Raw genomic sequence first — 17,604 nt, 5'->3', positions numbered from 1 at the left:
GACTATCATCCGATGGCGCCGTGTTCTCGAATCACGATCGTCGTCCCGAGCGGTGCAGCGTCGCGCAGGGCTGCGCCACGATGGGATCTGCGCGCCGATGATCGTCGCGGCTCCGCGCATCGTGCTCGGCGCCGGCGTCATCGTGGCGGCGTTCGTGCTGCTGGGCGCGCGGCCCGACGCTCAGCGCACCGGCCCGCGCGATCAATCGGCCGGCACGGCGGCCGCGCGGGCCATCGCGCGCGAACGCATCGACGCGCTGGTGGGCGCTTCCCAGCGCGGCACGCGCTACCTGCCGGGCCAGGTCCTGATCAAGTTCAAGTCCGGCACGACGCTCGTGCGGCAGCAGCGCGCGCTGTCCGTGCTGCGCAGCCGGCCGTCCGCCCTCGGCCTGCGGCGCGTCGGCGACGCCGCGGTCGTCGACGATCCGCTCGAGCCGGACGCCGAGGCGGCTGCCCGTCGCCTGGCGGGGCAGCCGGACGTGGAGTACGCGCAGCCGAACTACATACGCCGCGTGCCGGCGATCGTGTCGGATCAGTACCGCGCGATGACGATCGACGCGGCGCCGGCGCGGCAGCCCCAGGATCCCGATTTCCCCGTCCTGCAGTGGAACCTCTCGCTCATCGGCATGCCGGGAGCGTGGGCGATCAACCCCGGCGGCAGCGGCGTGACGGTCGCGGTCGTCGACACCGGCTTCACGGCGGCACCGCGCACGACGACGGCGCCGTTGTGGACGGGGCAGCGATTCGAGAGCGTGGCGCTGCGCTACGCGCCGACGCCCGATCTCTCGCTGGCGCGGATCGTCGACGCGCGCGACTTCGTCGCCTTCGACGCGGCCGGCGGGGCGATTGCGGACACGGAAGGCCACGGCACGCACGTCGCATCGACGATCGCGGAGGAGTCAAACGATCTCGGTCCCCTCGGTGTCGCGTACGCCGCGCGCCTGATGCCGTTGAAGGCCTGCTACAGCTACTGGGATCTCATGCTCGACCGCGCGCGGCGCGGCATCACCGGCTTCATCCCGCCGACGGCCGGCGGATGCCCGGACGACGTCGTGGCGGAAGCGATCCGGTACGCGGCGGACCACGGTGCGTCCGTGATCAACCTGAGCCTCGGCGGGCCCGAGCCGTCACCCGTGCAGCGGGAGGCCATCGCGTACGCCGTCGAGCGCGGCGCGTTCGTCGCCGTCGCGGCCGGCAACGCGTTCGACCAAGGCAACCCGATCGAGTATCCGGCGGCCTACGCTCCGCAGATGAGCGGCGTGATGTCGGTGGGCGCCATCGGCAAGTCGCAGACGCGCTCGTACTACTCGTCGACGCGCAACATCGAGATCGTGGCGCCCGGCGGCAACGATCGCGACGGCGGCGGCGCCGACAAGGGCTACATCTGGCAGAGCACGTTGTACCCGCCCGACCAGGATCCTTCCGTGACGACCGTGCCGCGCTTCGATCGGTACGTGGTCGTCGGCTACGAGGGGACGTCGATGGCGGCGCCGCACGTGGCGGGCGTGGCGGCGCTGCTCATGTCGCAGGGCGCCCTGCGGGACCCGCGCGCCGTCGAGGCGGCAATCAAGGCCACCGTCCGCGATCTCGGCGCGCCGGGCGTGGACGGCGAGTTCGGCTTCGGGCTGATCCAGGCGCGGCTGGCGATCTTCGGATCGGGCGTCCGCCGATGAGGGCCCGGCGTTGCGCGGTGCTGCTCGCCTGCGCCGGGCTGTCGCTCGGTGCGTCGTCGGCCTGGGCGCAAGCGAGGTTCGGCGAGGGACAGGGGTTTCCGTATCGCCGGCCGGCACCGCCGCCCCAGCCGATCGGGGTTCGCGTGTTCGCGATCGCGGACGTGACGAGCATGGCCGCGGCCGACACGTTCGCCGGCGTGTTCGGATCGTCCAGGCTCACGAGCCGTGGCGGTGGCGTGGAGGTGATCCGCCTGCGGCGCGGCCTGTTCGTGCGCGCCGCGCTCTCGACGTCCTCCGCGTCTGGATCGCGCGTCGTCGTGTTCGACGGGACGGCGGTGCCGCTCGACATCCCGCTCACGCTGGAGCTGCGGCACCTCGAGGTCGGCGGCGGATGGCGCCAGGAGCGGCGGGGCGCGCGCCTCGTTCCATACGCGGGCGCCGGGTTGTTGCGTCTCCGTTACGTCGAGCGCTCGCCCTTCGCGGACACGGGCGAGGACTCGGACGAGACGTTCACCGGCTACGCCGCCTTCGCCGGGGTCGACGTATCGGTGTGGAAGTGGATTGTCGCCGGCGCCGAGATCCAGTTCCGGTCGGTGCCGGACGCGCTCGGCGATGGCGGGGCGTCGAGAGCCTTCAACGAACGGGATCTCGGCGGCGTGACCGCGAGAGCCCTGATTGGAATCCGGAAGTGACGCACGCGTCGTTCATGCGAGAGGCGCTCGCGCTCGCCGACGAGGCGGCCGCCGCCGGTGAAGTCCCCGTCGGCGCCGTCGTCGTGCTCGGCGACGAGGTCATCGGGCGCGGGCGGAATCAGCCGATCGCGTCGTCGGATCCGACGGCGCACGCGGAGATCGTCGCGATGCGCGACGCGGCGCGGCGCACCGGCAACTACCGGCTGCCCGGCGCCGCGCTCTACGTCACGGTCGAGCCGTGTCTCATGTGCGTCGGGGCCATGGCGCACGCCCGCATCGCGACCGTGATCTACGGAGCCCCGGAGCCGAGGAGCGGCGCCCTCGAGTCGACCGGCCGCGCGCACGAACACCCGTCGCTCCACCATCGCATGGTCGTCATCTCGGGCGTGCTCGCCGCCGAGTCCCGGGAGCGCCTGCAACAGTTCTTCGCCGCCCGTCGCCCCCCGCGCAATCCTTGAAGTTCCACGGCCGATGCTTTGCGGCTCATGCCCTGCAGGCTCACGCCTTGCGGCTTGCGCCGTACGCGTTGCTCAAGCCTACTGCCTCATCTTCGCCGCGGCGAAGGCGATGATCGCGAGGACGATCACGACCATGATGACGCCGGTCCAGACGCCGGCCTTGAAGATCCCCGCAATCGCCTCGCAGCCGCTGAGCATCACCGCGATCAGCGCCACGAGCGTGACGCGAAACGCATTCATACGAACCTCCGCGCAGGAACGGTGCAAACCGAATACCGAGTCAGCACGGTCCGCCGGCGGCCCGTCAACTGGCGGGCACGGTGCAGGGTCTCGCGGCCACACCCGGCAAAGGATGATGCGCTTCCACCCCCAGGGTTCGGCGCCGTCGGCCTCGATGAGGTCGTCGTTACCCCGGTGACGGCGCGCGCGTGTTCGTTCGATCGCGACGGTTCATCGGCCTGCGAGTACGATACGTCTCTGCAAAGGAGGGAGTCGTGGCAGCACCGGTCCTTCGCTGGATGGCCGTGGTCGTCATCTGTCTTGGCCTGTCGGGCGCGGCGGGAGCACAGGCCGGCCGTGCCGGCGCGCCGGCGGCTGACGCGGCGCCCGATCGCATCGACTATCTGACCTTCGCTCAGGGCGCGGTGCCGGTGAGCATCGGCGGAACGGGCTCGAAGGCCGGCGCCGGTTTCGAGCACGCCGTGCGCGCCACCGACGGCGACCCGACGCCGTTCACCGTCGTGAACGGCGCCTCGGCCGACGCCGAGACGGAGTTCGTGTACGAGCTTCCGGCGCTGACCACGTTCGACCGGCTGGCCGTGCCGAACGTCGTCGAAACGCCGAGCCCGTCGGCCACCTTCACGCGCACCGTGGAAGTCCATGGATCGACGACGAGCGCGAGCGAAGGCTTCGCGCTGCTTGCGTCGGCGACGCTGCGAACGCACGCGGCGCGCGGGCAGGTCACCGAGCTGACGATGGCGGCGACGCGGCCCGTCCGCTGGGTGAAGCTGCGGCTCGCCGGCGGCATCGACGTGATGCGCCCGCAGTCGTCGTTCGAGTTCAGCGAGATTATCGGCAACGGCACGCAGGCGACGCCCGAGCTGTCGCCGGCCTTCACGGGCGCGTGGCGTGCGCAAGCCAATCGGATCCGGCTGATCCAGAAGGGCCCGATCGTCTCGGGGTGCTACGACTCGTCGGGTGAGCTCGCCGGCACCGTCACGGGCAACATCCTTCGTGCCACGGGCATCAGCCGCGCGGACAAGACGACGAGCCAGTTCATCCTGAGCGTGGCGGCGGACGGGTCGCTGCGCGGCGTGCGGTCCTCCAACGGCGCGCCGTTCCGCCTGTTCAACGTCGCCCCCGCGCCGGCGGGCACGCGCGTGGAGTGCGCGGAGCCCGCGCCGCCCGCGCTCGGCTGCGGTTCGGTGATCCACGGCATCACGTTCGCCTTCGACTCCGCCGAGATCCGTGCCGATTCAGCCGGCGTGCTCGGCGAGCTCTTTCGCGGCCTCGCCGCCGACCGGAGCGCGACGATCCTCATCGAAGGGCACACGTCGAGCGAGGGGAGCGACGAGTACAACCAGCGCCTGTCCGAGCGACGCGCCCAGGCCGTGGTGGCCGATCTCGTGCGGCGCGGCATCGCGGCCAGCCGGCTGTCGGCCGCGGGCATCGGCGAGCGGCGGCCGCTGGCGGGCAACCAGGACGAAGCCGGGCGCTCGCTGAACCGGCGGGTCGAGGTGAAATGTCGGTGACCGCGACACGTCACCGCGTCCGCGAGAGCCGCGGCAGCGGCGACGGCTTCTTCAACACGCGGAACCGGCACGTCGGGGTGCGCGCGTTCGTGGCCGAGTTGCGCTGAGGCGAGTAGGCGCGCCGAACGGACCCGGCGGGGCCAGGTGCCCTCGAGGCGGGCCGGCGCTACTTCACGCCGGCCGCGTACTCCTCGTAGGTGCCCTTGAAGTCGCGGATGCCATCCGGCTGGAAGTGCCACACGCGCGTGCCGACCTCTTCGATCAGATCCTCGTCGTGCGTGACGAGCAGGACCGTGCCCTCGTACTTCTGGAGCGCGATGTTCAGCGCGTTGATCGATTCGAGGTCGAGGTGGTTCGTCGGCTCGTCGAACACCAGCACGTTCGGCTTCTGCAGCATGATGCGGCAGAAGAGCAGCCGCGCGGTTTCGCCGCCCGAGAGCGCCTCGGTCGGCTTCAGCCCTTCCTCGCCGCTGAAGAGCATCTGGCCGAGCAGGCCGTGGATGTCCTGGCGCGACGCGTCGGGATCGAACTGGTGCAGCCACTCGACCGCCGTCATGCCCTTCTGGATGACGCCGGTGTTGTCCTGCGCGAAGTAGCCGATCGACACCTCGTGACCCCAGCGCAGCCGCCCCGCGTCGAGGTCCTCCGGCGACCGGGCGAAGCCCGGCGCGTCCGACAGCAGCGCCTTCAGCAGCGTCGTCTTGCCGACGCCGTTGCGGCCGACGAGCACGATCTTCTCGCCGCGATTGACGACGGCGCTGAAATCGTCGACGATCTCGTGCGCGCCGTAGGCCTTCGACACGCCGGCGCACTCGAGCACGACCTTGCCGGACGGGCGGTTCATCTGGAACCTGATGTAGGGACGCTGGATGTTCGAGCGGGCGAGCTCGGTGGTCTGCAGCCGCTCCACTTCCTTGCGCCGCGACTGCACCTGGCTCGATCGCGTGCCGGCCGAGAACCGCGCGATGAAGTCGTTGAGCTGCGCGATCTTCTTCTCGCGCTGCGCGTTCTCGGTCTCGATGCGCGATCGGATCTGCGTCTTCGCGAGCACCATCTCGTCGTAGCCGCCGGTGTAGATGATGATCGTCTGGTAGTCGATGTCCGCCGTGTGCGTGCACACCGCGTTCAGGAAGTGGCGGTCGTGCGAGATCACGATGAGCGTGCCGTCGTAGCGCACGAGGAACTCGCGCAGCCAGTGGATCGAGTCGAGGTCGAGGTGGTTCGTGGGCTCGTCGAGCAGCAGCGCGTCGGGATGGCCGAACAGCGCCTGCGCGAGCAGCACGCGCACCTTCTGGCCGCCCTGCAGCTCGCCCATCGTCCGCGTGTGCAGCTCGTGCGGGATGTCGAGGCCCTGCAGGAGGATCGCCGCGTCGCTCTCGGCCGAGTACCCGTCCTCTTCGCCGACGATGCCCTCGAGCTCGCCGAGGCGCATGCCGTCCTCGTCGGTCAGGTCGGTCTTGGCGTAGAGCAGGTCGCGCGCCTGGAGCGCGTCCCACAGCCGCGTGTTGCCCTGGATCACGGTGTCGAGCACGGTGAACCGATCGAACGCGAACTGGTCCTGCCGGAGCACGCCGAGCTTCTGCGGGCGGACGACCGTGCCTTTCTGCGGCAGCATCTCGCCCGTCAGCAGCTTCATGAACGTGGACTTGCCGGCGCCGTTCGGCCCGGTGAGGCCGTAGCGGCGGCCCGGCGAGAAGGTGGCGGTCACCTCCTCGAAGAGGATCTTCGAGCCGAACCGCATCGAGACGTTCTGCACTGAAATCATCGGAAGGTCGCAGGCGGCGCTCCATGCGCACGGCGGGGCCCGCGCGCACGAGCACAACCTTTGAATTGTAGCAAAGGGACCGAGTCGGGCTACCATGGCCGGGCCCTCGGCCATGCTGACCGCCCGCGCGCTGCGGAAGTCGTTCGGCCCGCTCGTGGCCGTGGACGGCGTGTCGTTCAGCGTGGCGCCCGGCGAGGTGGTGGGGCTGCTCGGGCCCAACGGCGCCGGCAAGACGACGACCCTCGCGATGATCGCGGGCCTGACGACGCCCGACGCCGGCGAGGTGACGATCGACGGCGCGCGTCTCGCCGGCGACGCGCATCCCGCCAAGCGCCGCATCGGGCTCGTGCCGCAGGATCTGGCGCTCTACGATGAGCTGACCGGACGCGAGAACCTCAGGTTCTTCGGCGCGCTCTTCGGATTGTCTGGATCGCGGCTCGACGAGGCGATCGCGCGCGCGCTCGCGGTCGTCGCGCTGACCGATCGCGCCGGGCACCGCGTGGGCACGTTCAGCGGCGGGATGAAGCGGCGGCTCAACCTCGCCGCCGGGCTGCTGCACGATCCCGAGATCCTCCTGCTCGACGAGCCGACGGTCGGCGTCGATCCCCAGAGCCGCCACGCGATCTTCGAGAACGTCGAGGCCTTGAAGCGCGCCGGCAAGGCCGTGCTCTACACGACGCACTACATGGAGGAAGCCGAGCGGCTCGCCGACCGCGTCGTCGTCGTGGACCACGGCAAGGTCGTCGCCGACGACACGATCGCGGGGCTGCGGGCGCGCGCGGGCGCCGCCGGCGGCGAGGCGACGCTGGAGTCGCTGTTCCTCGCGCTGACCGGACGGAGGCTGCGGGACTGATGCTGGCGCCCTTCGTCGCGCTCGTTCGCAAGGACCTGCTGCTCTTCTTCAGCGATCGCCGCGCCGTGCTGATGAGCTTCGCCGTGCCGATCGCGATCGCGTCGTTCTTCGGATCGATCTTCGCCGGACCGTCGTCGGGCGGCGAGCCGGCGAGGATCGCCGTGGCGATCGCCGACGAAGACGGAAGCGCCGTGTCGCGCGCGATCGTCGCGCGCGCGCAGGCCGACCGCAACCTGCGCGTGACGCTCGCCGCCTCTCCGCAGCTGCGCGAGCGGGTGCGCCGGGGAGACGATGCCGTGGGCGTGATCCTGCCGAAGGGGTTCGGCGACGCCGCCGGGTCGGCGTTGTTCAGCATCGGCGGCAAGCCGCCGCTGGACTTGCTGTTCGATCCGTCGAAGCGAAGCGAGCTGGCCCTCGTGCGCGGCGTGCTGACCGAGCACGTCATGGCGGCCGTGAGCCAGGCCGTGTTCGGCGGAGCGTCGGGACGGCAACTGGTCGACCGCTCGATCGCCGATCTGGATCGGAGCGACATGCCGGTCGACGAGAAGCAGCGGCTCTCCGAGCTGCTGCGATCGGTGCAGCGGTTCTACGACCGGACGCCCGCGGCGCCGGCCGGGTTGCCGGCAGCCGGCGGCGCGCCCGGGCTGACGCTGCCCTATGCCGTGCGCGAGCAGGCCGTCACGTCGGGCACGAACGTCCAGTACAACGGCTACGCGCACTCGTTCGCCGGCATGGGCATCCAGTTCCTGCTGTTCGCGGCGGCGAACCTCGGCGTCGAGGTCCTGATCGAGCGGCAGCGCGGCCTCTGGAAACGGCTGCGGAGCGCGCCGCTCGGCCGATCGACGATCCTGGGCGCCAAGGTGGCGAGCATCGCGATCGTGTCGCTGCTCACGCTGCTCGTGTCGTTCGGCTTCGCGATGGTCGTCTTCCGCGTGCGGATTGCCGGCAGCGTCGCCGGCTTCGCGCTCGTCGCCGTGACCTGTGCGCTGATGGCGGCGACCTTCGGGCTGCTCGTCGCGGCGCTCGGCCGCACGCCCGGCAGCGCCCGCGGCGTGACGACGCTGGCCGTGCTGATGATGGTGATGCTCGGCGGCGCGTGGGTGCCGACGTTCGTCTTCCCCGCCTGGCTGCAGACCGCGACCGTCGTCGTTCCGGCACGCTGGGCGGTGGATGGGCTCGACGCGATGACCTGGCGCGGCCTCGGGTTCGGAAGCGCCCTCGTGCCGTCCGCGATGCTGCTCGGGTTCGCCGCGCTCTTCGGCGCGATCGCGTTCCTGCGCTTCCCCTGGCAGGACGCCTAGAACCGAAGCCGTCGACCTGAACACTCAATGTCCCCGAGACGATGGGCACGTCAACAGATTCCCCGAAGGTGAGGGTGACGGGCGCACCCCGGCTGGGGACGAACGTGAGGGGACCGCGGCCATGAGCAGCGTGCGCAAAGCGGACCCGGGCGGGCAGGCCTTGGACCACGTCGGTCACAATCGCATCCAGAGCGCCTACGCCGTCAGACGTCGAAGCGGTGATCTTCGCGCGACCGGCCCTGAGGGCAGTCACGCGACCGACCAAGGGCGAGGTCACGCTCGCAACATCGGGCGCACTCGAGGTCCAGGTCGCGTCCCCGCTTGTCGGTTCGGTCAGTTCTTCCCCGTCGACATCGACGAAGATGACCCGGAACGAATGGGTTTCGCCGATCGCAACACAAACGGTCGGCGGGAATTCGCAAGGCGTCGCCACATCAGGCACGATGCCCACACGCGCCTTGACAGTCAGCACGACCGACGTCGCGACGCCTCCCGCGGTGACCGTGAGTGTGACGTTCCGCGCCGAAGTGCAGTTACGACCCGCTCGGCCGAGCCGTCACCCGGCTGAACACGTATCACCGTCTCATCGCTTGACTTCCACTGGACATCCGGCGGGAGCTCAGCCTGGGTGCCGTCAGCGTTTCGCATCCTGACGGTCAGCAGGGCACTTTCTTGAACCAGCAACGAGCTTGGGACTGACAGGACCTCGAGGCCTTGAGCCGGCGGAGTGTTGGGAACGGCGGGAACCTTTGAGTCAGGCCCGCACGCGGCGATCACGGCGCCGAGAAGCAACGCGAAACATAGGGTCGCGTTACTTCGGTTCAGAGAAGCTGGACACCGTAGCAATCTGAACACCTGGACGGACACCGTAACACAGCCCCGCCGTGGCTTAGCAGGCTGCTCAAAAAGTCCCTCTCGAGGGGATCGACAACCGCGGGGGACCGTACGACGATGCCGGCGATGCGTGGCAACGCTCAGCGGACCGGGCACCTCTTTAGTTGTCTCTGCCACGAGGCCCGAGTCCCCAGGCCAATCGCCTCCGGGCATCCATTACTCCGATCATGAACGACGGATTCTGAACCAACCGCTGTTTCAGCGGTTGAGATTCATTCGGCAGTTGGCGCTGACGGAACTCGTCTATCGCGGCCGAGAGGACATAGGGAGCGGGGAACGGGAGGCGACAGAACGGGGCTATCAGCCCTTCGCGGTACCTTCCGCTTGACACACAGATGACGGCGAACGTCGCTCGTCGCCTACAAATCTCCGGGCCGCGATCACGTCCGGCGTCTCGAAGGCCTCGGGAAGCCGCGCGTACACGTCGAACACGAGCGCGCGCAGATCTTCGTCGCGATGCGTGCCCAGGCGCTGTCGCAGTCGCGCGAGGCTCAGGGTTGCTCGCAGTTCCCACAGCGTCGCGCCTTGCTCGCGGGCGCGTGCGGCAGCACGCGCGAACGACTGTTCAGCTCTGGCCGCGGCGGCGCCGACGGCGGCACCGGTCCGTTCCGATCCACCGGCCGCGCCAGAGCGAACGTCCGCGACGGCGTCAGCGTGTAGCTCGCCGTCGAGACGATGCAACTCTGCCTCGAAGAGGTTTGGCCCGTTGCGTGCCGACGCCCGCAGCGCGTCTGCCAGGGTTTGTCGGGAAGCCGATTGTTGGCCCATCCGCCTGTAGCCATCTGCCAGCATCCCCAGGACGAGCGGTTCGTAGAGCCCGACGCCGGAGGAGAGGAACGTCGTCGTGCCTCGTTCGAGAATCTCGAGGCCTTCGTTTCCACGTCCTGTGGCGACGAAGGCCCATCCGCGAAGCGCCTCGACGAACGGGAAGATCGGCGGCAGTCCCGACAACTCGTGGAGGAACGGGAGCACCTTTTCCGGCTGGTCGCCAAAACAATGGTACAGAACCGCGCCGCCGAGCGCGCCGGCGGTTGCAACCGGATGAGATCGGGAGCGGCCGATGCGAAGCGCCTCCGAGTGGAGACGATCCGCTTGCATGCCGAAGCCGGTGATCAAGAGCGTGTTCGCCAGTGATCCGGCACACACGATCTCGAGGTCGCTGGCGTAGAGTCCGAGCAGCCCGTCCGTCCAGTGAACTTGCGCCAGTTCGAGGCCGGCCTTCAAGTGGTGAGCCGCACCGGACAACTCACCCTGGCCCAGCAGCACCGAGCCGATAGCGGCGTGCGCCGCCATCGACTGGATCGGATTCGCGCCGGCGCCGATGAGCATCGACATCTGGTCGATCAGATCGCGCGCTCGCGAAAAGTCGCCTTTGCTCCAGAAGAACCGGCAGAGTCCGAACGCGGACTCGATGAGCTCGGGCCGATCGCCAATCTGACGGCAGAGTTGATGGGCGCGTTCGAAGGACGCCGCAGCGTCCGGAGAACCGTAGCCGGCGGTCAACGCGTACCACGTGCCAGCCACGATCTGCAGCCGCAGTTCGACGCGCCATCGCGCCGGCGTGTCCGGGAGTTTCGGCAGAACCGCGAACGCGCGGTCGAGATGCGAGCGGGCCTCGACGTGGGCCGCTCGCTGCAGTGCAAGCTGGCTGGCGTGCTCGCGGTACGCAATCGCGCGAATGAAGTCGCCGCCGTGCTCAAAATGGATGGCAAGCTCCGGCGCAATCTCCGCTGCTCGGTTTCCGTACCCTGCCTCCTTCCGTTCGGCGATGCGCAGGTGCCATTCCTGCAGCCGTTTCGCCCCGACACGCTGCTGCCACAACTCCTGGTACAACGCGTGGAGGAAACGGAACGTCATCGACGGAGTTCCGTCGGGCCACTCGGCGGTGGCCGATGCCTGCAGGAATTCCTGCCGCTCGCTCAGCCGGAGGCAGCGGTCTTCGGTGTCGGCGAGGTCGGCGCCGAGAGCGGCCGCAATCTCGGTCGTCGAGCACTCCACGCCGGCCACGCTCGCCGCTTCGATCACGCGCTGGTCCTCCGCGCCCAGTCTGGACGCCTGTTCGGATACCAGTTGACGCAGGCTCTCCGGCATCAAACGGGCGAGCGTCGACATATCGCCTTGCAACGTCCAGCCATTGTCGCCGTTCACGAGGAGGCCGCGGCTTCGCAGGTCTCGAAGCACCTCCTTGAGAAAGAGAGGATTCCCGGCCGTTCGTGCGTAGAGGATGTCGTCGAGTCCGGGGGGAGGGGCGTCCGGCCCACAGTATGCCGCCAGATACGCCGCCACGTCGCCTCGGTCGAGTGGACCGAGGCGGATTTCCGAGACCGTGTCCTGTACCCGCAGTTCCAGGAGAAGCGGCCCGAGCGACGGCTCGTTCACGAGATCACGGGATCGACAGCTGGCGACGATGAGCAGACATGCGGATTCGCGGCGGCGCGCAAGCATGCTGAGCAGGTCAAGGGTCGAGACGTCGGCCCACTGCAGATCCTCGATGACCAGGACCAACATCGGCGACGGACCGTGGTCAGGGTCGCCCAGCGACTCGAGGGCCTCGGCCAACTCACGCAGCATCCGCTGGCGCGCGTCCTCGGAACCAGCCGCCCGCGCTTGCAGGACCTGTCGTTCGTCCTCGGTCGTCAGGGCGGGCAACTGCATCAACCATGTCGGCGCGTATTGCCGCAGCGCACGTATCAGACGGTCTCGTGCCGACGTCTGAGCGATTCGGCTCAGCGCCTCCATGACGGGGAGATATGGTTCACCGCTGCCGTAGTGGGCGATGCACTGCCCGCGGCCGACCCAACGCGCGTGTCCGGGCCCCGACGACGAGTCGGGGACAGGCGCGAATCGAGAGAGGAACTGGTCGATCAGCGCCGTTTTGCCGATGCCGGCCTCGCCTGTGACAAACACCACGCGCCGTCGGCCGCGACCCGCGTCCTCGAGGGCGGCACCAAGCCTCGCGAGCTCGCGCGCACGTCCGACGACGCTCCGCGACCTGCGCTCCGCCATCTCGGGCCCGCCAACGCGCACCTGATCCAGCCGGCTCAGGAAGCAGTAGCCGTCGCCATGTACGTTCGCGATGAACCGCGGTGACGCCGCGTCGTCGCCGAGCAGGCGCCGAAGCCGAGAGATTCGCACCTTGAGCACATCAGGCGTGACCGCCTGGTCCTTCCAGGCAACCTCCAGCAGCTCGCGATGGGAAATGACGGTCCCCGCATGAGTCACGAGGTGATGGAGCAGGGCACAGTCTTTGGGCGAGAGCGGAATCCGTGTGTCCCCGACAAACAGGGCGCTCTCGGCGGCATCGAGCGTGAATTCCGCGAATGTCAGGACCGGAACGCTCATCGGCCCCAGTGCTTTACCAGATTTTACCGGTCGTTACCATAATCTCCTTGTTCGCCTCCGCGTCCGTCTCCACAATCCCTGAGCGCACACGCGAGGCTGTATGGTGACGGTCCAGTATTCTTCCCGCCCAACAATCGTCGTCGGAGGCCTTCTGATCCTGCTCGGGACGGCGACTGCCGCCGGCGCCGAGCCGATTCAGCTCAATTTTGCCGCTGTCAGTCAGAGCCCCTGGGCTGCGGCCAAGGCCTTCGTCCTCGACAAGACGCTGCAGATTCCGGATCCCCATTTCAGCGGACACGTCGATCCGACGATCGAGACGAGTCCCATCGACGCGCTGCTGGATATCCTGGGGATCTCCCTCGATATCGGCTCGCTCAAGATCCACCCGTCGGCGACATTCGACGCGGGGCTGACCGCGCACTATCACGTCAACGGCGGTGAGCTCAACGTGAACTATCCGCGGGATCTGGAACTGAACTTGCCGGATCGCATTCCGGCCGATCCATTCACCATTTCGGCGAGCTTCGCTACGGGCGTCACGCCGCCGCGGCAGTTCCCGATCGCGACCGTCACGAGCGTCGCGGGCGCGGGGTACGGGTTGTTCGTCGGCAGTCCCATGATGGCGTCGCAGTTCGCGTTCCGGCCCGCGGCGGGATTCACGACCACATTTCCGTTCGCCGAGGCCCGGCTCGATGTCAACGTCGATGCGAGCGCCAGCATCAACCTCGAAGGTTGCATATTGACTTGTTTTGACCTCGGCAGCGTGGATCTGCCGAGCGTCCATCACGACCAGGAAATCTTGGAGGTCAGCACGCTCAAGGGCCTCTACGTGATGGGACAGCCGGTGTTCGAGTTCGGCGAGCCGCTGAGCCTCAACGGGTGGGCCGAGTTGACGGTACACGCCCTTGATCTCAGCGTCACTGGGGATCTTCAGCCGGACCGCACGCTCGCAGGCAGCGACTCGCAGCCGGTGTTCGACTTCGGGTTCAACGTCGAACAGCTCATTCCGTTCATCGGCCAGTTTCTACACCGTGAGTTCGCCGGGTTCGGCTATGAGCTGCTCAAGTTGGAGCCACACGCGACCCTGGGTGTCTACCAGCGGTTCTCGTTCGAACCGTCCGTCCAGGTCGCCCTTGAGTTCAGCGAGCCGGTAATCTTCGATGGCCGGGCGACGAACCAGGTCAGCTTCGGCGTTGGCGAGTCGATCACCGTGTCGCCGACGACCAGCTACTCGACGCAGATGAGCATCAAGCCGACGTTCTATTTGGAGAACACGTTCCACAACGAGACCGGCGTCTTCATCAACGGGTCGATGCTGGTCGAAGCGCTGAAGCTCGAGGATCCCGTCGAACTCGGACCAGCGTTCAGGACGAACCTCGATCTGTTCACGTTGACGCTGCCGCCACTCTTCAACGAGAGCTTTTCCGTCAATGTGCCTCCGATCACGACCGACACGCTGACGCTCGCTCGTGACATCGACTTCGGCGGCTTGTTGACAATGCATCACGTATTCGACGACGAGGACACGGGGGAGAGTGTGTACGACGTCGACATCGCGGGCCTCTATGCCGGCCGGGCCGTCGGCTTCGAGCGGATGGTGTCCCGACTCGACCGCCCCGACCATCCCGAACAGCAGAGCGTGCTCGACGTGGACGACGGGTTCGTGGTCACGAATCCGTCGCACCCGCTGTATGGGATGAGCCTCGGCGACCTCTGCGTCGTCTGTTCCGACATCAGCTCCTACTTTCTCCCGACAAATCCCGCGCTGACCGACAACGTCGGGACGTTGTTCTTCTCCAACCTCTCCACGTTCACTCCCCCGCAAACGGCCGAAGACGTCCTTGCGCTGGATCGCGTGCTGGCGGAGCCGAACTTTTACCAGCAGACGTTCACAACGGCCGGTGCGGTTAATGTCGTCTCAGCCGAGCCGGTTCCGGAGCCGGGGACCTTGATACTGCTCGGAAGCGGCGTCGCGCTGGCCGCGGCAAGAGCCAGGCTGCTGCTGCGAAAGGTGCGTTCGTGACGGGGGGCGTCGGCGTAGTACGAGTGAGCGCACGGCGGTCGGCATGGGCAAAGGGTGCCGTGACGGTGACGGCCTTGATCGCCGCGCTGGCCTGTGACCGTGCGGAAGGAGCGCCTCAAGCCGTAACCCTGGCAAACGAATTCCATGCGGTGGTTCTCGACAACAACGCCGTCTATTTCGGGAGAGTAGAACAGTTCGGTGGGCCGTACCTGGTTCTCAGGAACGTCTACTACGTCCAGACAACGGTGAAGCCCGAGACGAAGGAACCGAACAGCGTGCTCATCCGTCGCGGGCGTGAATGGCATGCGCCGGATCGGATGATCATCGACTCCCGTCACGTCGTCTTTGTGGAGCCTGTGACCGCCGAGTCGCGTGTGGCACGGCTCATTGCAGAGGATCGCGCGCGGCAGTAGCAGCGCTCCCTCCCACGGTTATCCCACGAGACACGAGCTGGGTATGGGGCCGGAAAACTCGGGTAGCATGCCCGCAAGACATGCTCATTCGCAGGCTCGTTCCGGCAGACGCAGAAGTGTACCTCCCGTTGCGACGTAGGGCCCTGCAGGAGTCACCGTTCTCGTTCGGCTCGTCGCCGGAGGATGACAGAGCCGGCTCCCTTGAGTGGGTACGGGAGGCTCTCGATGGGGACGAGAGCGCCCTGTTTGGCGCTTTCGACGGCGATCTCGTCGGTATCATCGGCATTGCGCGTGAACAGAAGATGAAGGGTTCGCATAAGTGCGACGTCTGGGGCCTCTACGTCGTGCCATCCGCAAGAAGACAAGGCGCCGCACGCGCCTTGGTCACTGAAGCGATCAGGTTTGCTCGGTCACTTCCCCACGTGGCGCACGTTCACCTGAGCGTGAGCGACAGGGCCCCGGCCGCGATGGCCCTGTACGTATCTCTCGGTTTCAAGACATGGGGCGTCGAACCTGCAGCCATCCGAATCGGAACGGTCGACGCAAGTGAGCACTACATGGTGCTGGAACTCGGCACTTAGAAAGATCCGATGCGCCTCTACGGATGTCCGCCGTCCCTGGTTTCTCAAGCCAACCACGTGGCGGTAGTGCGGCCGCGTGTCATTGCTGTTTCGATCAACGACTGACCGGTCGATTTCCTGCCCTGATTGCATAGGGTCAACAGGCGGAGTGGCCGTACCAGCGTCCCGGGCACGGCGAACGGGAGGATCGGTCTATCGACTTACCGTCGCGCCATGCCGGCGTGACCTCGGCCGTTGATCGTGGCTGAGCACTGAGCTGCGGATGGTCCGCCGCACTCGAACGTGAACCGAGTATTTGGTCTGGGTAGGGCGCTGGTATCGCCCATATCAAAGCGGAAGTCACAGCCCTTCGCGCACTCAACCACCGTCCTTCCGGGTGGAGCGGTAATCGTCATCTCGAAATCCGCGATCTGCGTCTGTGCTTTGCCGACAGACCACCCCACGAGTGCGATAGCGGCAGCAATTGCCAAACGGATAACGATGGTTCTCATGGTCGTGCCTCCCCATTGGAAAGCGGGCTAAGCGTTCCCTCGAGACAGCCTCGGCGTGGCGTTGGTGTGGTCTGAGTGTACCGCCAGACCGTTACTTCTTCGAGTGTCGTCGCCCCCGGGCGTCTTTCACGAAATGAGCCGGCCGACGGTCATCTGATTCGTGCGCTCGGCACGTCCTACTTTACGGGGGTTCCTAGCGCCTGGTTGAGCGCCGCCGCCAGACACGATTGGCTCTGTGTTCTTCGCCGCCTTCTTTTCTGTCGTCGCCTTGATGCGACCGGTCCGCTTTCGTCCTCTTAGCCCGAGGCATGCCCCTTGGCACGTCCCGAAACCCTGACAGCAGTGGGTACTCCGGTTGATGGCGGGCACCATCGCTGTCCTCGCTTGGATTGACGTGTGGTTCCGACTGACCGGACGAGGGCCGTTTCTACACTAGTTTGGGTTGACGACCAGCTCCGGCGCGACGCAGGGGTAGTGTTTCAGTTTGACTGATCCGGCGTGCGGTGGCCTCTCGCCACGATCAAGAACTGGCCGGGCACTTCAACGCTGGGACGAACTGGGCAGCGCCAATAGGGGCAGCGGACCTGAGACGTTGGTGCTTCTGATTCATACCAGACCATGAACGGGCGACCGCAACACTCACACGTGAATCGCGCGACAGGCTTGGCCACCGTTAGAAGTGTCTCAGTTTGACCGGCCGGTTAGTGTCTCAGTTTGAGTGAGTCTGCGTGACTCAGGGTTTGAGTTCAATCTCGTCGAGAAGAAAGCAACCCCAGTTGTTTCCAGCTGTAACCACTACCAGCCATTTGCCAACCGCCGAAAACCGAAACAGCGTGTTGTAGAAGTCTTCTTGGTTGCCGCGCGCGATTGACGGCAACGTCCAGCTGATGGTGACTGTTGGGTCGTCGATCTTGGCGGCTCGAAGTTGCAGCGGCGGCATCGCGGTACCTTGCCTGGGAGTCCACCAGACTTTGCGCTGAGCACCCTGCGGCCCGCGCGGGTCACCCATCAACACCCTCGGGTTGAACGGGCCGGCGACAAACTCTCCGGAACGAGCGGTTCGGTTCGTCGCCGATGCATCCGCATCAACGCAGCGCCGATCCGTCGGTCCACATGCGTCGGCGTACATCGCCTGCTCGGCGCCACCGCCTCTTGGGTGTTTGGCCCCTTCGGCCTCAGCGGCTTCCACGGTTGACGGGATCGGTGCGATGGTCTGGCCATGGACCATGGAACCAGCGAGGCTAGCTACTTTCCGGTGAAGAAATCCCGATCCATGTAGTTGATTCTGCAGGATCCGGCCGGCCGTCTGGTGTCCAAACGTCGCGTGTCGGGCTGGCGAGATCGGATCGGCCGTACTACACTGCGCGG

At 67.2% G+C, this 17,604-nt stretch carries 13 protein-coding genes and 1 pseudogene; 9 read left to right on the top strand and 5 right to left on the bottom strand.

Annotated elements, in window-relative coordinates:
• The first annotated feature begins 97 nt into the window (after nucleotides 1-97).
• Genes IT184_04265 through IT184_04255 form a run of 3 tightly spaced genes read left to right on the top strand, consistent with a single transcriptional unit; the run spans nucleotide 98 to nucleotide 2,822 of the window.
• Nucleotides 98-1,672 (top strand): S8 family serine peptidase, encoded by a 1,575-nt coding sequence (locus IT184_04265; protein ID MCC7008008.1) that lies wholly within the window; start codon nucleotides 98-100, stop codon nucleotides 1,670-1,672.
• Nucleotides 1,669-2,364: a hypothetical protein gene (locus IT184_04260; protein MCC7008007.1), complete on the top strand. Its 696-nt coding sequence runs from the start codon at nucleotides 1,669-1,671 to the stop codon at nucleotides 2,362-2,364. The genes IT184_04265 and IT184_04260 overlap by 4 nt, the downstream gene beginning before the upstream one ends.
• Before the next feature lie 14 nt (nucleotides 2,365-2,378).
• Nucleotides 2,379-2,822 carry a nucleoside deaminase gene (locus tag IT184_04255; GenBank protein ID MCC7008006.1) on the top strand — a complete coding sequence of 148 codons (444 nt, stop codon included), beginning with the start codon at nucleotides 2,379-2,381 and terminating at the stop codon, nucleotides 2,820-2,822.
• A gap of 78 nt (nucleotides 2,823-2,900) precedes the next feature.
• Here IT184_04255 and IT184_04250 read toward each other — a convergent pair whose 3' ends face one another.
• Complete coding sequence (locus IT184_04250; protein MCC7008005.1) at nucleotides 2,901-3,062, bottom strand: phosphatidate cytidylyltransferase; 162 nt, start codon at nucleotides 3,060-3,062, stop codon at nucleotides 2,901-2,903.
• A gap of 254 nt (nucleotides 3,063-3,316) precedes the next feature.
• Between IT184_04250 and IT184_04245 the strand changes: the two genes are divergently transcribed.
• Complete coding sequence (locus IT184_04245) at nucleotides 3,317-4,573, top strand: OmpA family protein (protein MCC7008004.1); 1,257 nt, start codon at nucleotides 3,317-3,319, stop codon at nucleotides 4,571-4,573.
• A 166-nt stretch (nucleotides 4,574-4,739) separates the two neighbouring features.
• Here IT184_04245 and IT184_04240 read toward each other — a convergent pair whose 3' ends face one another.
• Nucleotides 4,740-6,338 (bottom strand): ATP-binding cassette domain-containing protein, encoded by a 1,599-nt coding sequence (locus IT184_04240; protein MCC7008003.1) that lies wholly within the window; start codon nucleotides 6,336-6,338, stop codon nucleotides 4,740-4,742.
• A gap of 112 nt (nucleotides 6,339-6,450) precedes the next feature.
• Between IT184_04240 and IT184_04235 the strand changes: the two genes are divergently transcribed.
• Nucleotides 6,451-7,191 (top strand): ABC transporter ATP-binding protein, encoded by a 741-nt coding sequence (locus IT184_04235; protein ID MCC7008002.1) that lies wholly within the window; start codon nucleotides 6,451-6,453, stop codon nucleotides 7,189-7,191.
• A complete protein-coding gene (locus tag IT184_04230; GenBank protein ID MCC7008001.1) occupies nucleotides 7,191-8,492 on the top strand; it encodes an ABC transporter permease in 1,302 nt (433 codons plus the stop codon). Before IT184_04235 ends, IT184_04230 begins: the two co-directional genes overlap by 1 nt.
• Nucleotides 8,493-8,679: 187 nt before the next feature.
• On the opposite strand, the pseudogene IT184_04225 reads toward IT184_04230, so the two are convergent.
• Both IT184_04225 and IT184_04220 read right to left on the bottom strand, forming a co-directional pair.
• A pseudogene (locus IT184_04225) lies at nucleotides 8,680-8,964 on the bottom strand (Ig-like domain-containing protein).
• A gap of 722 nt (nucleotides 8,965-9,686) precedes the next feature.
• Nucleotides 9,687-12,728: an AAA family ATPase gene (locus tag IT184_04220; protein MCC7008000.1), complete on the bottom strand. Its 3,042-nt coding sequence runs from the start codon at nucleotides 12,726-12,728 to the stop codon at nucleotides 9,687-9,689.
• Between the two features lie 100 nt (nucleotides 12,729-12,828).
• Between IT184_04220 and IT184_04215 the strand changes: the two genes are divergently transcribed.
• From IT184_04215 to IT184_04205, 3 genes are all read left to right on the top strand, one after another.
• Nucleotides 12,829-14,751, top strand: a complete 1,923-nt coding sequence (locus IT184_04215; protein MCC7007999.1) for a PEP-CTERM sorting domain-containing protein — start codon at nucleotides 12,829-12,831, stop codon at nucleotides 14,749-14,751.
• Nucleotides 14,752-14,810: 59 nt separating this feature from the next.
• Nucleotides 14,811-15,164, top strand: coding sequence for a hypothetical protein (locus tag IT184_04210; protein ID MCC7007998.1), 354 nt, complete (start codon nucleotides 14,811-14,813; stop codon nucleotides 15,162-15,164).
• Between the two features lie 80 nt (nucleotides 15,165-15,244).
• Complete coding sequence (locus IT184_04205; GenBank protein MCC7007997.1) at nucleotides 15,245-15,745, top strand: GNAT family N-acetyltransferase; 501 nt, start codon at nucleotides 15,245-15,247, stop codon at nucleotides 15,743-15,745.
• A 1,224-nt stretch (nucleotides 15,746-16,969) separates the two neighbouring features.
• Here IT184_04205 and IT184_04200 read toward each other — a convergent pair.
• Nucleotides 16,970-17,464, bottom strand: coding sequence for a hypothetical protein (locus tag IT184_04200; protein MCC7007996.1), 495 nt, complete (start codon nucleotides 17,462-17,464; stop codon nucleotides 16,970-16,972).
• Nucleotides 17,465-17,604 lie beyond the last annotated feature (140 nt).

It is taken from the genome of Acidobacteriota bacterium (assembly GCA_020853395.1).
Lineage (GTDB): Bacteria > Acidobacteriota > Vicinamibacteria > Vicinamibacterales > SCN-69-37 > JADYYY01.
This window is presented reverse-complemented; position numbering and strand designations above follow the sequence as displayed.

What these genes read in the sequence shown, in the direction of transcription:
- IT184_04265 (MCC7008008.1), top strand. Translation starts at nt 98, where the DNA reads ATGATCGTCGCGGCTCCGCGCATCGTGCTCGGCGCCGGCGTCATCGTG.
- IT184_04260 (MCC7008007.1), top strand. Translation starts at nt 1,669, where the DNA reads ATGAGGGCCCGGCGTTGCGCGGTGCTGCTCGCCTGCGCCGGGCTGTCG.
- IT184_04255 (MCC7008006.1), top strand. Translation starts at nt 2,379, where the DNA reads ATGCGAGAGGCGCTCGCGCTCGCCGACGAGGCGGCCGCCGCCGGTGAA.
- IT184_04250 (MCC7008005.1), bottom strand. Translation starts at nt 3,062, where the DNA reads ATGAATGCGTTTCGCGTCACGCTCGTGGCGCTGATCGCGGTGATGCTC.
- IT184_04240 (MCC7008003.1), bottom strand. Translation starts at nt 6,338, where the DNA reads ATGATTTCAGTGCAGAACGTCTCGATGCGGTTCGGCTCGAAGATCCTC.
- IT184_04235 (MCC7008002.1), top strand. Translation starts at nt 6,451, where the DNA reads ATGCTGACCGCCCGCGCGCTGCGGAAGTCGTTCGGCCCGCTCGTGGCC.
- IT184_04230 (MCC7008001.1), top strand. Translation starts at nt 7,191, where the DNA reads ATGCTGGCGCCCTTCGTCGCGCTCGTTCGCAAGGACCTGCTGCTCTTC.
- IT184_04220 (MCC7008000.1), bottom strand. Translation starts at nt 12,728, where the DNA reads ATGAGCGTTCCGGTCCTGACATTCGCGGAATTCACGCTCGATGCCGCC.
- IT184_04215 (MCC7007999.1), top strand. Translation starts at nt 12,829, where the DNA reads ATGGTGACGGTCCAGTATTCTTCCCGCCCAACAATCGTCGTCGGAGGC.
- IT184_04205 (MCC7007997.1), top strand. Translation starts at nt 15,245, where the DNA reads ATGCTCATTCGCAGGCTCGTTCCGGCAGACGCAGAAGTGTACCTCCCG.
- IT184_04200 (MCC7007996.1), bottom strand. Translation starts at nt 17,464, where the DNA reads ATGGTCCATGGCCAGACCATCGCACCGATCCCGTCAACCGTGGAAGCC.